At 54.3% G+C, this 15,026-nt stretch carries 13 protein-coding genes; 3 read left to right on the top strand and 10 right to left on the bottom strand.

Features of this window, described 5'->3' with window-relative positions; translation table 11 throughout:
- Window positions 1–62: 62 nt before the first annotated feature.
- The 4 genes from VW41_12135 to VW41_12120 form a co-directional block, all read right to left on the bottom strand.
- Window positions 63–281: a lipoprotein gene (locus tag VW41_12135; GenBank protein AJZ91948.1), complete on the bottom strand. Its 219-nt coding sequence runs from the start codon at window positions 279–281 to the stop codon at window positions 63–65.
- A 259-nt stretch (window positions 282–540) separates the two neighbouring features.
- Window positions 541–1,299 carry a DeoR faimly transcriptional regulator gene (locus VW41_12130; protein ID AJZ89729.1) on the bottom strand — a complete coding sequence of 253 codons (759 nt, stop codon included), beginning with the start codon at window positions 1,297–1,299 and terminating at the stop codon, window positions 541–543.
- Window positions 1,300–1,342: 43 nt separating this feature from the next.
- Window positions 1,343–3,775, bottom strand: a complete 2,433-nt coding sequence (locus VW41_12125; protein ID AJZ89728.1) for a formate acetyltransferase — start codon at window positions 3,773–3,775, stop codon at window positions 1,343–1,345.
- Between the two features lie 5 nt (window positions 3,776–3,780).
- Window positions 3,781–4,680, bottom strand: coding sequence for a pyruvate formate lyase-activating protein (locus VW41_12120; protein AJZ89727.1), 900 nt, complete (start codon window positions 4,678–4,680; stop codon window positions 3,781–3,783).
- Window positions 4,681–4,817: 137 nt separating this feature from the next.
- Here VW41_12120 and VW41_12115 point away from each other — a divergent pair, with 137 nt between their 5' ends.
- Window positions 4,818–5,480 carry a fructose-6-phosphate aldolase gene (locus VW41_12115; GenBank protein AJZ89726.1) on the top strand — a complete coding sequence of 221 codons (663 nt, stop codon included), beginning with the start codon at window positions 4,818–4,820 and terminating at the stop codon, window positions 5,478–5,480.
- Between the two features lie 40 nt (window positions 5,481–5,520).
- On the opposite strand, the gene VW41_12110 is transcribed toward VW41_12115, so the two are convergent.
- Window positions 5,521–5,793: a transcriptional repressor RcnR to maintain nickel and cobalt homeostasis gene (locus VW41_12110; protein ID AJZ89725.1), complete on the bottom strand. Its 273-nt coding sequence runs from the start codon at window positions 5,791–5,793 to the stop codon at window positions 5,521–5,523.
- Between the two features lie 118 nt (window positions 5,794–5,911).
- On the opposite strand from VW41_12110, the gene VW41_12105 reads away from it, so the two are divergent.
- Window positions 5,912–7,027 (top strand): nickel transporter, encoded by a 1,116-nt coding sequence (locus VW41_12105; GenBank protein AJZ89724.1) that lies wholly within the window; start codon window positions 5,912–5,914, stop codon window positions 7,025–7,027.
- 68 nt (window positions 7,028–7,095) lie between these two features.
- On the opposite strand, the gene VW41_12100 is transcribed toward VW41_12105, so the two are convergent.
- Window positions 7,096–7,278, bottom strand: coding sequence for a hypothetical protein (locus tag VW41_12100; GenBank protein ID AJZ89723.1), 183 nt, complete (start codon window positions 7,276–7,278; stop codon window positions 7,096–7,098).
- 222 nt (window positions 7,279–7,500) lie between these two features.
- Here VW41_12100 and VW41_12095 point away from each other — a divergent pair, with 222 nt between their 5' ends.
- A complete protein-coding gene (locus VW41_12095; protein ID AJZ89722.1) occupies window positions 7,501–8,370 on the top strand; it encodes an enoyl-CoA hydratase in 870 nt (289 codons plus the stop codon).
- Here the strand turns inward: VW41_12095 and VW41_12090 are convergent.
- The 4 genes from VW41_12090 to VW41_12075 form a co-directional block, all read right to left on the bottom strand.
- On the bottom strand, window positions 8,367–10,358 hold the full coding sequence (locus tag VW41_12090; protein AJZ89721.1) for an RNase II stability modulator: 1,992 nt from the start codon (window positions 10,356–10,358) through the stop codon (window positions 8,367–8,369). The genes VW41_12095 and VW41_12090 overlap by 4 nt on opposite strands.
- A gap of 196 nt (window positions 10,359–10,554) precedes the next feature.
- A complete protein-coding gene (locus tag VW41_12085) occupies window positions 10,555–12,489 on the bottom strand; it encodes an exoribonuclease II (GenBank protein ID AJZ89720.1) in 1,935 nt (644 codons plus the stop codon).
- Between the two features lie 85 nt (window positions 12,490–12,574).
- Window positions 12,575–13,750 (bottom strand): hypothetical protein, encoded by a 1,176-nt coding sequence (locus tag VW41_12080; GenBank protein AJZ89719.1) that lies wholly within the window; start codon window positions 13,748–13,750, stop codon window positions 12,575–12,577.
- 211 nt (window positions 13,751–13,961) lie between these two features.
- Complete coding sequence (locus VW41_12075; GenBank protein AJZ89718.1) at window positions 13,962–14,753, bottom strand: enoyl-ACP reductase; 792 nt, start codon at window positions 14,751–14,753, stop codon at window positions 13,962–13,964.
- Between the last annotated feature and the right edge of the window lie 273 nt (window positions 14,754–15,026).

The following is a 15,026-nucleotide window of genomic DNA, read 5'->3' as shown; positions in this document are numbered from 1 at the left end:
GACCTGAAAATTAACACGTAATGAATTCGTCAAAGCGGGTTAGCTTTTGCTGGCGTCCTGCCTTATTTACCCACCTGGTGACCGATAATACCACCTACTGCCGCACCGCCAAGCGTCCCCAGCGTACTACCGTCTGTCAGCACTGCACCACCCAGGGCACCGGCACCTGCACCGATTGCCGTGTTGCGGTCACGCTTAGACCAGTTAGAGCATGCACTCAGGGACATTGCGAGGGTAATAGCCAGCATCGCAGCGGCCACTTTTTTGTTATTTAAGGTCATCATACTTTCTCCAGAATAATTGATTCACCGAAGCCAGTCTCAGGTAAGTATAGTAACAATTCACCACTTTACCGGGCGGTTCGTGAAACGATGTCACGATATAAGCTTAAAAAACAGCAGGTGTGTTTATTACTCCCTGTTATATCGCTAAATTCTATTCTAATTTTCCCGCATGATTAACACAGGTAAAAACTCTTAATTACAGCGTGGGAATATTCTGAGAGAGGGGAAGCCCGTGCAATGCACGGGCGGCAAAACCTTAGACTGCGGCGTAAGGGTCTACAATATCAACCTGCAGCTGGGCGGCTTTCAGGTGCTCCAGCGTCTCCTGGCTAAGTGCTGCGTCGGTGATAACGCGGTTGAAGCGTGAAATTGGGCCCAGAGTATACGGATGCACGTTGCCAAATTTGCTACTGTCCGTGAGTACAATAGCCTCGCTGCCTTTCTCCAGCACAGAATTCACCACGTCGGTACGGAGCATATCCCGCCCGGTAAAGCCGGTTTCAGGCAAGAACCCGTCGATGCCAATAAAAGCCTTACTGAAATGCAGCTGCTGGATAAACTGACGGGTAAGCGGGCCGACCATGCTTTCACTTTTCTTCTGATAGATCCCGCCGACCAGAATCACTTCACAATCGGTGTCTTTCAGCAAATGGGCGATGTAGCTGCTGACGGTTATCAGCGTGACTTTTTTCTGCTCTGCCAGAGTGCGGGCGAGAAGGGCGTTACTGCTGCCGTTTTCGATAAACACGGTTTCACCATCGTTCACCAGCGAGGCGGCATATTGCGCAAGCTGCAGCTTGAGGGTGTAATTGTTCATCATGCGCGTTTCAACGTCATCGCTATCCAGCGGGACGGCAAAGCCATGCGTGCGTCGCAGATAATTATTTTTTTCCAGCAGGTTTAAATCCTGGCGAATGGTCACTTCTGAAACGCCGGTTGTTTTCGCCAGAGCGGCGACGCTTACCCGGCCCTGATCGATGACCATTTGCAGAATAATTTGTTGTCTTGAGTTCATGTCAGCCAGTAGTCAGGCGGTGGGACTAACCACCGCCTGCTCGTCAAAGAGTATGTTCCGTGCGGGCTATAATATCATCCTGCGCGTCAGGAGATAAGGCGGTAAAGAAGGCCGAGTATCCTGCCACCCTAACCACTAAATCACGATATTTATCAGGATTTTGTTTGGCTTCCAGCAGTGTTTCTCGGGAGACAATGTTGTACTGAACGTGCCAGCCCTTATGCGCTTCGAAGAAGGTACGCAGCATAAACATTAATTTTTCACGATCGCGTGGATTATCCAGCGCTGAAGGATTCAATTTTTGGTTCAATAAAACACCGCCGAGGATTTTATTGGTTGGCAGCTTTCCTACGGAACTGATGACCGCCGTTGGGCCAAGATGATCGGTTCCGGACGCGGGGCTGGCTCCCTCCGCCAGAGGGGTATGCGCTTTACGGCCGTCGGGGGTTGCCATCGTGGCCGCGCCAAACGGAACGTTGGCTGAAATAGAAGAGGTTCCCGCATAGTACGTGCCGCCCATTGGGCCGCGGCCAAAGCGCGTGTTGTGGTAGCGCTTTAATTCGTCGATGTAGGTTTGATAGGCGCGAGAGAGCAGCATATCCACTTCATCATCGTCATTGCCGTATTTTGGCGCACCGTTAACTAATCGCTGACGAAGCTGTTCGCCACTTAGCCCGGCAAAGTCGTTGGTCAGGGCTGCCGCTAACTGCTGCTGACCAATAATGCCCTGTTCAAAGACCAGTTTTCGCACGGCGGAAAGGCTGTTCCCGAGGTTAGCAATCCCGACCTGGAGCCCTGAAACCCAGTCATATTTGGCACCACCTTGCTTAATGCTTTTGCCGCGTTCAATGCAGTCATCCACCAGTGCGGAACAGAGAATGTCGTGCGCATTTTCTTCCAGAACCGTGTCGACAACGCATTCGATCTCGATAGACTTTTGCGTGTAGTAGCGAATTTGCCGGTCCCACGCATCCAGCACTTCGTCAAACGAAGTGAAATTGCCTTCGGACAGCGCTTTTTGCTGAGGAAGAAACACTTTACCGCTGGTGGCGTCGCGGCCATGTTCAAGGCTTGCCAGCATGACGCGGGCAAAGTTAATGAAGCTCATACCGGTACAGCGGTAGCCCCATTTCCCGCCCACGGCCGTTTCAATACAGCCGATAGCCGCGTAGTCATAAGCATCTTCCCGGCTGACGCCAATCTTAATGAATTCCTCGATGACAATTTCATCATTATTAAATGCCGGCATCCCGAACCCGCAGCGAATGACCTGGACACAGGCGTCGAGGAAATCGTTGCTCATTCCCGCGTGATAACGAACGCTGAGGTTAGGCTGAGTGGAGCGCAGGCGGCCACAGGACTCAAGGATGGTGTAAGAGAGTGGGTTAACGGCATCCACGGCGACGCCATGCACCAGCGTTTGTCCCCCGATGGTGACGTTCTGGTAAAGCGGGCTGCCTGCCGAGGCTTTTGAATGCGAGCCGGAGCGAATTTTGTTCACCTCAAGCAGTTTCAGCCAGCAGCTTTGTAGAAGCTCAATGGCCTGTTCCCGGCTGGTTGTTTGCTGCAGTTCAACGTCCCGGCGATACCATGGATAAAGGTACTGATCCAGCCGGCCAAAGGAGACGGAGTGCCCGTTAGATTCAATCTGCAGCACAAGCTGAACGAAATAGCTGAGTTGCAAAGCCTGCCAGAAGGTGACCGGCGGGTTGGTGGCAATATGTTTGCAGTTATCGGCTATCGCCAGCAGCTCATCCCGCCGCTCTTCTCGTTTTTCTTCTGAGGCCATTTTCTTCGCCAGCTCTGCGTAACGCAGAATATGGCCACTCAGGGCGACAAAGGTCATATCAATCGCTTTGAGGAATTGTTCTTTATGCAGATCGTCCCAGTCGGTGAGAAGCAGGCGTCCGCGTCGCTCGGCGACTTTCTCACGTAATCCTTGAATACCCAGCTCGAGTAAAAGCGGGAAGTTAACCGCCAGGTGAGCATCGCCGGAAGTCATATTGCCTTCAGCTTTTATGATCCCGGTCGCAAGCAGCGCCTTTTGCTCATCGGTAAACATGCCATAGCAGCGATCCTGCACCGTTTGCCCGCGCCACCAGGGGCAGATTTCATGCATGACGGCTTTGTCCGCGTCTGAAACTGAAAATCCTGCTCCCGGGCGGTCGCCAAGCTCGTCGATTTCGCTCTCAATCCAGCCGACGGTATATTCCGGGAAGAACGGCGCCCCGCGCACATGGCTTGCCTGATTGCCGACGATAAGTTCGTCATGTTTGATCCAAATGGTTCGCTCCGCCAGATGATGAGCCAGCGCCATCGCGCGGCGAACAGGCAGCGGTTTATCCTGATTCTGTTGATAAATGGTTGTGTAGTGGCGGGCACGTTCGGTGCAGACCGGCGGCTTAACGATATGTATCAGCGCCTCTTTGTGTGCTTCTATACGTGGGCTTAGAAAGTTCAGGTTCAGTTCGGTCATGATAATTATCCTCTAATCCAGGCTGTCATGCCTTTTTGGCTGGCGTACTGTTCGGCAAAGTGCAGAAGTTCTGGGGCATCAAGCGGTCTGCTGGCGGCCAGATAGGGCTGACCCAACAGGTGATATTTGTTAATCCCTAAGGTGTGATACGGCAGAAAATGAATGGATTTCGCGCCAATTTCGTCGGCGGCAAAATCACTGATGGCGCGAATGGAACGTTCATCAGCGTTAAAATCAGGAATTAACGGCACGCGGATGGTCATCTCTACGCCTCGAGCGGCCAACTGGCGAAAGTTATCCATCACGCGTTCGGCGTTGCCGTCGGTCCACTGCTGAAAGCGCGCTTTGTCTACGTGCTTAAGATCTGCCAGCAGCAAATCCAAAAAAGGCAATGAGGGTGCAATGTATTTCCATGGCACATGCAGACAGGATTCCACGGCGGTGTGCAGGCCGGCCTCTTTGCTGCGCTGCAGCAGTTCACGCGCCAGTTCTGGCTGCATAAAAGGCTCCCCGCCGGAAAGCGTTATTCCGCCGCCACTCCGGGCATAAAAAGGTTTGTCACGAAGGACTGTCGCCATGATGGCCTCTGCCGTTTTCACTTCGCCGCAGACGGTTAATGCCTGGGTAGGGCAGCACTCTTTCAGCGCATTGATTGTCTCCGCATTCAGTTTGCCTCGAGCGATAACCAGCGCATTGTCAATGCGGGAAACCGCCTCTGGCGCGGCCCGCTGGCAAAGATCGCACCCTGCAAGACACAGCCGGCGATCCAGCAGAACATCATATTCCCGGGCGCGGCTTTCAGGATTCTGACACCAGCGACAGCCGAGGGAGCATCCTTTCAGGAACACAACCGTGCGAATACCTGGGCCATCGTGGGTGGAGTAACGCTGAATATTGAATAGCATGAGATCTTCTCTTTTTGCTTTCTTTCGTAAATTAAATTACTTTCGAATGAAAGTTATATTGATATTGATCAGCTAAACAATCGACAGGCAGGTTATGATGCCGCCAATGAGAGATGACTCTAATTCTGGAGAGCGTAATGGAACTGTATTTAGATACCGCAGATGTTGCCGCCGTTAAGCGTCTGGCCCGTGTTCTGCCGCTGCAGGGCGTAACCACCAACCCTTCCATCGTTGCCAAAGCGGGAATTTCCCTGTGGGAAGTGCTTCCTGCCTTGCAGGATGCGCTGGGCGGTGAAGGCAAGCTGTTTGCCCAGGTAATTGCCGGCCAGGCCGATGACATGGTGAAAGAGGCACAGCTGCTAACCAGTCGCGTACCGGGGCTGGTTGTGAAAGTTCCCACTACGCCTGAAGGCCTGGCGGCACTGAAGCAGCTACAAGTACTGGGTATCCCGACGCTCGGCACGGCGGTTTATGGCGCTGCGCAGGGGTTACTGGCCGCGCTGGCGGGGGCTGAATACGTTGCGCCTTATGTGAACAGGCTGGATGCCCAGGGCGGGGACGGCATTCAAATGGTGCAGGATCTTCAGCAGCTTTTAACGCTGCATGCGCCTGACTCGAAGGTACTGGCAGCCAGCTTCCGTACGCCGCATCAGGCAATGTCGTGCCTTCTGGCCGGCTGTGAAGCTATCACGCTGCCGATTGATGTGGTCGAACAGATGCTGGTCACGCCCGCGGTGACGGCGGCGATCGGCGGGTTTGAAAAAGACTGGCAGGGAGCTTTCGGCTCATTAACGCTCTAGTCATTCACGGCCACCGTTCGCGGTGGCTTTCACGTAAGGCTTATTTAATATAAGAATCCAGCACTTTCAGGATCACATCCAGATCCTCTTCACGCTTCACTTCGTCCGCCTCATGCACGATATGCTCCGTCAGATGTCCTTTAATCACCTCGCGCATTAGTCCGTTCACCGCCCCGCGAATGGCGGCAATTTGCTGCAGGACTGCGGCGCACTCATGCGGTTCATCAAGCATCTTTTTAAGCGCAATCACTTGCCCCTGGATCTTACTGGTCCGGGCTTTAAGCTTTTGTCTGTCGCGAATGGTATGTGACATGTGGGTTACCCTCTGAGAAGAACTTCATAATGATACTATTACAAATCTACTGGGGGGTAGTATTTTGTACTGGGGGGGAGTAGAATTTAGATCCCGCATCTCAGCAAGAGTGATCCAAATGACCGAATTCACTACGCTTCTCCAGCAAGGCAATGCCTGGCTGTTTATCCCCAGCGCGATTCTGCTTGGCGCCCTGCATGGACTTGAGCCCGGGCATTCCAAGACGATGATGGCGGCGTTTATCATCGCCATTAAAGGCACGGCCAGGCAGGCTGCCATGCTTGGCCTTGCGGCGACGTTATCCCACACGGCTATCGTCTGGCTCATTGCGTTTGGCGGAATGTATATCAGCCAGCGTTTTACCGCTGAGTCTGCCGAGCCCTGGCTACAGCTGATTTCTGCCGTCATTGTGTTGGGCACCGCAGTCTGGATGTTCTGGCGCACCTGGAAAGGAGAACAAAACTGGCTGACAGAGTCGCAGGCAAACGATCATCATCACCAGGATGAAACCAAACGGATAGATACTGGCCACGGCCTGGTTGAGCTTTCTATCTTTGAGCAGGGGCAGCCCCCGCGCTGGCGTTTACGCAATCTCAGCCGCAGAAAATGGGGGGCGGGGGAGGTCTCGTTGGTGACGAGGCGCGAGGAGGGGCAGTTTTCCCAGGTCTTCCAGTTTGTGGATTGCGGCGACTACATGGAGTCGACGGCCGTCATCCCGGAGCCTCATAACTTCAACGTCCGTGTTTCGTTTGGCCATCGCGGGCACAGCCATGATTACGATCTGGCATTTCATGAACACGATCATGACCATACGCATGCGGGAGTCGAGGGGCTTGAAGTGGGTTCCCGGGAGTATCAGGATGCGCATGAGCTGGCGCACGCCAATGACATTAAGCGTCGCTTTACCAACAAAGATGTCACCAACGGGCAAATTTTGTTGTTTGGCCTGACGGGAGGGCTGATCCCGTGCCCGGCTGCCATAACGGTGCTGCTGATTTGCCTGCAGCTTAAGGCGCTGGTGCTGGGGGCAACGCTGGTTATCGGTTTCAGCCTGGGTCTGGCATTGACGCTAGTGACCGTTGGCGTAAGCGCGGCGGTTGGGGTTCGTCAGGTGGCCAAACGCTGGAGTGGTTTTAGTACGGTGGCCAGAAGAGCACCTTACTTTTCCAGTGTCCTGATTGCGGCGATGGGAATATATATGGCCATTCAGGGATGGGCCGGCCTGGTTCACTAATCGCTTTCAGTATGATTGTATAAAAGAAAAGCAGCCTTTATTTTGGGCTGCTTTTTCTGACAGAACAGTTAAATTTCCCAGGGCGATTTCTTTTGCTCGCCGTCGTGTTTATTCCCGTTGTTATTTACGCTCAGCAACTCAGCTTTGAGGATCTCCAGGTTGTTTATCGCGGAGGCATAATCTTTGGCAACCAGAATATCCAGCACGGTATCAATACGTTTGGCAAGCTGCTGCGGATCCAGTGTTGGCATGTGTAATCCTGTCTGTATTGGCGAATGAATCATGCGTCCATAATGCAAAAAATAGCCGATAAAGAGAAGGGCAGCCGGCGAATTCTTAGTCTTATTCTTCAATAAATTATCGCACAACATATAAGCATTAATTATTAATCTTGGCTCTGCATTCATCAAACTACGGCAGTGGATTAGTCTGATCCTGCGATTACCGCACATTCATTTAATGAGGATCTGGCTATGACAGTTATCAATCAACCAACCTGCAAACTCTTTACCGATACTGCACGTTTTACTCAACTGTCTGGATATTACGAAGAAGAACGCCGTACCGTCTGGATGATGCTTCGTGCCCGCCCGCGTCCCTGCTTCAATCACGGACTTATCGAGGAAATTATGAACCTGGGATATATCGTCCAGAAAGCCGGATTTAAAGTCGATTTCTGGGTTACCGGCTCGCTGGTCCCCGGGATGTACAATACCGGCGGCGACTTAGGCTTTTTTGTGGAAACTATTCGTAGCGGGCGTCGCGAAGCGTTGCGCGCCTACGCACGGGCCTGCGTTGACTGCGTTCACGCTGCGTCCCGGGGGTTTGATACCGGAGCCATCAGTCTGGCTATGGTTGAGGGCAGTGCGCTTGGCGGTGGATTTGAGGCCGCGTTAGCACACCATTTCCTGCTGGCACAGCGCGATGCCAGACTGGGCTTCCCGGAAATTGCTTTCAACCTGTTTCCCGGTATGGGCGCCTACTCTTTGGTTGCCCGCCGCTCGGGCATGAAGCTTGCAGAAGAGCTGATTTATAAAGGTGAGTCACACACGGCGGAGTGGTATCAGCCGCACGGTCTGGTGGATCAACTGTTTGAGCCGGGACTGGGATACATGGCCACCCGCACTTTCATCGACACCCTGCAGCCTAAGCTTAACGGCGTGAAGGCAATGCTGCGCGCGCGCCAGCGTGTGTTACAACTGCCGCGCTCGGAGCTGATGGACATCACCGAAGATTGGGTGGATGCCGCATTTTGCCTGGAGGCAAAAGATATTGCTTATATGGAACGGCTGGTACAGTTGCAAAACCGCCATACCTCAACGGCGTTGCGTAAAGCGAGCTAACGCTTTGTTCTGGCCTGATAGCGCTTAAACCACCGCTCGAATACGGCTGCGGGCATTGGTTTTGCAAATAAAAATCCCTGCCGTTCGTTGACGCCGTTCTTGGTCAGAAAGGCGTCTTCTTTTTGGTTTTCAACTCCCTCCGCAATCACCTGCAGATTCAGCGCCTGAGCCACGGCCACAATGGCTCTCACCAGCGATTGAGACACCGAATGTTTGTGCACGTCGCGTACGAAAGACTGATCCAACTTGATGGCATCGATAGGGAAGCGGGCCAGCTGCGATAGCGACGAATAGCCGGTACCGAAGTCATCCAGGTGAACCTGTGCTCCCAGCTGGCTGAACTGCTTGATCACCGACAGCGCCAGATCTTCGTTCTCGATAAGACAACTTTCGGTCAGATCAACGTCAATCGGGCAGTATTCAAAATTCAAATCTTTCAGCGCCTGCCTGAGATCGCTAAAAATAGTCTGGTCAGCAAGCTGACGGGCAGAAACGTTGACCGCCACACGCAAATTAATACCTTTGTCCCGCCATTTTGCTACCTGCTGAACAACGCTAACCATTACCCAGCGCCCAAGAGGCACAATCAGGCCGGACTCTTCCGCGTAAGAAATAAACCCCTGGGGAGGAATAAGGCCACGCTCCGGTGACTGCCAGCGCACCAGTGCCTCCAGGCTACGGACTTCACCGCGCCAGGTCATCTTTGGCTGGTAATGAATCACCAATTGATCGTTATCCAGCGCTTTACGTAAATTGGTATCCAGCCAGAGATATTCAAACACCCGCTGGTTCATCTCGGGCGAGAACACGCAAAACTTCCCGCGGCCGCTCTCTTTGGCGGTGTACATTGCCGTGTCGGCATTGCGAATCAGATTCTCTCGCTCATCCCCGTGCTGGGGCGCAAGGGATATGCCTAGAGAACAGCCGCTGTAGACCTCAATAAGGCCAATTCTGAAGGGCTGCTTCAGGCGGGTCAAAATGCGGGAAGACATCGCTTCCAGCGAGCCCTGAGAGGTGTTTGTCGCCAGCACGATGAATTCATCGCCTCCGAGACGCGCCAACACCTGGCCTTCCTCAAGGCAGCTTAAAATCGCCAGTGATACGGCCTGCAGCAGCTGATCGCCGAACATATGACCGTAGGCATCGTTCACTTTTTTAAAGTTATCGAGATCCAGATAAACGATGCCAACCTGTGTGTCGCCACGTTTGGCGATAGCATCGGCGATCAGATCGTAAATAGCGTTGCGGTTAGGCAAGCCGGTGATGGTATCGGTATTGGCCAGCACCCGCAGGCGCTCCTGCGCGCGGCGCTCTTCGGTAATGTCGGTGCCGGAGCAAATCAGGTAGATTTCGTTTTTACCGCTGCCGCTGTGCACAAACTTGTTGCGGAACAAAAATAGCCGCTGGCCTTTACGAGTTTTGACCCAACGCTCAACCTCGTAGGAGCTACCGTTGCGGAAAAATCCGCTGATATTGCGCTTTGAGGCGGCGGCTTCGCTGCGGCTCATAAACAGCCTGAAGACGTTCTGGCCGATGACTTCATGCTCTTTCATCCCGGTGTATTCTTCACTTAGCCGGTTGAAGCGCTGAATATTTCCCTGTTTATCAAGAATGACTATCACCGAATTGGCTTCAGAAACAACCTGTTCGGCAAACGAGAGGCCCTGCACCAGGTCCCGCGCCACCGAATGGGTATCATGCCAGGCCGAAGCGGTGCCTGCCCATTCGCGTTTAGACACTTTTCGGCCCACCATATGTACCGGAACGTCTATGCCGAACAGCGACAGCGTCATGGTCAGGCTGGAGGTGATCACCGTCATTTGGCGAATTTCGTCGGCCTGTTTTGCGTCCAGCGCCACAACCTGGCCGGTGTCTGAATCTTCACTGGCTGCCAGTTGAAGGGCGTTGCTGTCCGCCGGTAAACGCCAGTAGGGGCTGGTCGTACCCAGATAACGATAAAGCAGGTTCTGCTCCAAATCGTCTTTCATTCTTGCTCCTGAGCCTCAGGGGAAAAATATCACCTAAATCTATTATTTATAGTAGCAACAGACGGCCGATGTTAAAGCCCCGGGAAAGAGGAAAAGATCTTGTTTTTGCAGAGGATGTGCAATATATCGGCACATTGAGAGGGCTGAAATAAAAAAGCCGGGCAGAGCGCCCGGCTTAAGAGGGATAAAATCAGGTTCAGGCCGCAGGACGAGCGATAACGCTGCGCGTTTCCATGCGGACTTCCGCGATAGTCACATCGATAACGTCGGTTACTTTATAAACCGGCTCACCCTTGATCTGCACGGTGCCGTTCTCCTGGCTGCAAACCAGTTCATCACGCACCGCGTGGATGAATGGTGCCGGGATAAACGCCACGGCCCCGTTTTCAACCAGGCGAACGCGCATCCCGCCGCGGCTGACATCGATAATTTCTGCTGCAAAGCGAGTATCGGTGCCTGCTTTCGGGCTCAGGAAGCGGGCATACAGCCAGTCGCCCACATCACGTTCGGCCATTCGATTCAGGCGGCGGCGTTCTGCCATCTGGACGGTGGTTTCTTCCGCCGGACGAGCCGCAGTTTCGCCTTTAATGATAGCTTTCAGCAAACGGTGGTTAACCATATCGCCGAATTTACGGATCGGGGAAGTCCAGGTGGCATAGGCTTCCAGGCCAAGACCGAAGTGCGGACCTGGTTCGGTGCCGATCTCGGCAAAGGACTGGTAACGACGGATGCGGCTGTCGAGGAAACCGGTTGGCTGAGCATCCAGTTCGCGGCGCAGCTTGCAGAAGCCCTCCAGCGTCAGCACTTCCTGTGCGTCCACCGCGATGCCGTGGGTTTGCAGCATGGCTGCCAGCTGTTCGGTATTGGCGGGATCAAAGCCGGTATGAACGTTATAAATCCCGAAGCCGAGCTTCTCGCGCAGCACGATGGCCGCACAAACGTTAGCCGCAATCATCGACTCTTCCACGATGCGGTTTGCGATCCGACGCGGCTCGGCTACGATATCCAGCACTTCGCCTTTCTCGCCCAAAATAAAGCGGTAGTCCGGGCGATCTTTAAAGACCAGCGCATGGGTCTGGCGCCATTCGCTCCGGGCCAGGCACACGCGATGCAGCAGCCGAATTTGGCTGGCAATGGCTTCGCTCTGTGGCTGCCAGCCACCTTTCTCTTCCAGCCAGTCAGACACTTCGTCATAAACCAGCTTGGCTTTAGACTCGATATTCGCGGCAAAGAAATGAATGTCGCTGGCGATTGCGCCGTCCTGCTCAATGGTCATACGGCAGGCGAGGACAGGGCGGACAACGTTGGCGCGCAGGGAGCAGAGGTCGTCGGACAGCTCGCGCGGCAGCATTGGAATGTTGAAGCCAGGCAGATAGTTGGTAAAGGCACGAACTTTGGCGATGCCGTCGAGCTTGCTGCCTTCAGCGATCCACGCCGTCGGATCGGCGATAGCTACGGTAAGCTGCAGTTTGCCGTCGGCAAGTTCTTCAACGTACAGCGCATCGTCCATGTCTTCGGTGCTGGCGCTGTCAATGGTAACAAAATCCAGCGCCGTTAAGTCTTCACGCACCAGCCCATCGTCGAGCATCTCGGTGGCCACGCCGTCCGGCGCTTCACGTTCAAGATTGTGACGTGACAGTGTCACCCACCACGGCGCGAGATGATCGTCGCCGAAGGTGATGAATTGAGTTAATTCAGCGTAAAAACCGCGGTCGCCCTTCAGGGGATGACGGCGCATTTCAGCCACCGCCCAGTCACCGTTCTGGAAGTCATGGGTCACGCCACGCGCCGCGCGGCACTGAATCGCGTCTCTCAGCAGCGGGTGATCCGGCACAATCGACAGGCGGTCGTCTTTTTTCTGAACGCGGCCAACAAAACGCGTCAGGAAAGGTTCGATAAGCGTTTCCGGCTCGGCGGACTCACGGTCTTTATCGGTGTGAATGACGGCGCTGATACGGTCGCCGTGCATCACTTTTTTCATCTGCGGCGGCGGAATAAAGTAACTTTTATTCGCGTCGACTTCGAGGAAGCCGAACCCTTTTTCCGTGCCTTTCACCACACCTTCAGCGCGTGGAGTCTGGGAATGCAGTTGCTGTTTTAGCTGCGCGAGCAGCGGGTTATCCTGAAGCATATCGTTTCGTTTTCGTGGCCAAAAGAGCGGCTGACAGTTTTACGCGAAACCGTACCTTGCGGCAAGCGCTGATTGCCGTGAAGGCTTATGGATTCAGCGCTTGAGCGGTATTTCCGAGGGCAATTTTCAGGCGATTTATCCACCCCGCCAGCCCGGCGCCAATCAATAATTTCAGCACCTGATGCTCGCTAAAACCTTGCTCGTACAATGGTTGTAGCTGGGCGGCGCTAAATCTGTCCGGGGCGCGGGTCAACAGCTGCACGGCCTGAATAATCGCTTTTTCACGAGGGTGGTTGTGGCTCCAGGCGTTAAGCGCACGTTCACCGTTGCGCATCGCATCCGGCAACCCCGCATCTCCCTGCCACGCCGCTACGGCATCGCTAAAGCAGGCCGCGCTGCCGTTAATTCGCGACGTCAGCATCACCACCAGCAATGCATCGTCTGGTTGCTGTGGCGTGGTCTGCCAGAACAGGCGTGTGAGCTGGCTGAGGTAAGAAAGCGCCCGCTCATCGTGGGCCAGCAGCCAGGCAATATCACGCAGGGTGCGCAGCGGCTGGCTGATGCTCAGTACTTCCAGCTGTTCCGGGCGGGCATAGCGCATTTCAACGGGCGCCAGCCCCGGAAGCCAGTTGACCGGATACGGCGTAAACAGCGCCGGCTCCGCATCCTGCTGTCCGCTAAGTCCCGGCAGCCAGCGGACGGGCAGGCCCTGCAGAGCTTGCCAGACGGCAATGGCGCGCGCCTGGAAGCCAACGAAACCGATTATCTGGGTGAAGGAGACAATATCGTCCCCAGAGAGGCCACATTCATCCAACTGCGCCAAGGCCGCATCATCGATAAGCGTGGGGTGGCTGGCAAGCTGGCGGGCAAACTGGGTTATCTGGGTCAGGCGGCGATTACTTTCCCGGGATGAGTCGGGGCCGGGTTGCGGCGCCAGACGAGCGGCATAGTGGTTACAAAGGCGCTGGACGCCGTAGACCTGCGCGACGGTCAGCGCCGTGCTCAGGCGATCGTAGCTGCTCAGGGTATGTAAGCGAGTCACGCTAATACTTTCCGGCAGCAGCACCTCGGCAGCGGCTCGGGCGGCATCAAGCCACGGGGCTTCAACAATTAATTGCGCTTCAGAAGGGACTACATCAAGCAAAAAGCGGTCTTCAACCCGCGCCGCTTCGGGAACTAAAGGCAGCACATCCGCCGGGCACAGACTGGACTGGGTTTCATGATACCAGTGGCTTTTACCAGAAAAGCGGCGTTGTTCCATGGTCGTTCCTTGGTCAAAAAGTTTGCAGACCCGGATACAACGTGGATGCCGGGCCTGGTTCGCTGTTTTATCCTGGCGCAAGCACGGGAGGTGACAAAAGAATGATCGGTGATAATAAATATCGGAAAGGTATAACTAATTCGGAGTAAAGCGGGAAATACAGGCTAAAAAAGCGAAACGGGCCGTAGCCCGTTTCACTCTGAAACTGAAATTAGTCTTTCAGTTCCAGCTCGTTCATTGCGGCGATGCTGAAGCCGCCGTCAACGTGAACCACTTCCCCGGAGATACCGGCAGACAGGTCGGAACACAGGAAGGCCGCGGAGTTACCCACGTCTTCGATGGTCACGGTACGGCGAATTGGGGTAACCGCTTCGCAGTGGGCCAGCATTTTACGGAAGTCTTTAATGCCGGAAGCCGCCAGAGTACGGATTGGACCCGCGGAGATGGCGTTAACGCGGACGCCTTCCGGGCCCATAGCGTTAGCCATGTAGCGAACGTTAGCTTCCAGAGATGCTTTTGCCAGGCCCATAACGTTGTAGTTAGGGATAGCACGCTCTGCGCCCAGGTAGGACAGGGTCAGCAGGGCGGAACCTGGGTTCAGCATTTCACGGCAAACTTTAGCCATCGCAACGAAGCTGTATGCGCTGATATCGTGGGCAATTTTAAAGCCTTCGCGGGTAACGGCGTTCACATAGTCGCCATCCAGCTGGTCGCCAGGGGCGAAGCCGATGGAGTGAACGAAACCGTCAAATTTCGGCCAGCTTTTAGCCAGTTCGGTAAACAGCGCTTCGATGCTCTCATCTTCAGCCACATCGCAAGGCAGCACGAGGCTTGAACCCAGCTCGGCAGCAAAACCTTCCACGCGGCCTTTCAGCTTCTCGTTCTGGTAGGTGAATGCCAGCTCGGCGCCTTCGCGGTGCATCGCCTGTGCAATGCCGTAGGCAATGGAGAGTTTACTGGCGACGCCAGTGATCAGAATGCGTTTACCGGTAAGAAAACCCATAGCTTTAATCCTTAATAGTCATTGTTGTTGCGGCCAGCAGGTGAAAAAACAGGCAAGCCGACGTTAAGACCGGGCGATTCTAACATGACTCCCGCGCAAGCGTTAATCCGACCACTTTTCCACGTCATTATTTGAGCCGCAGGGGTATTGCTGCACCCTCATTTCTCAGGCACTTACTTCAGTAAACGCCTGAGAACTGCTCCCTTGCCGCCTGGCTGCAACTCAAGTTATTTAGTGGCAGCCGGGGCAAAATGATCGCGGTGAAGTATTCTA

The organism is Klebsiella michiganensis (assembly GCA_000963575.1).
Lineage (GTDB): Bacteria > Pseudomonadota > Gammaproteobacteria > Enterobacterales > Enterobacteriaceae > Cedecea > Cedecea michiganensis_A.
This window is presented reverse-complemented; position numbering and strand designations above follow the sequence as displayed.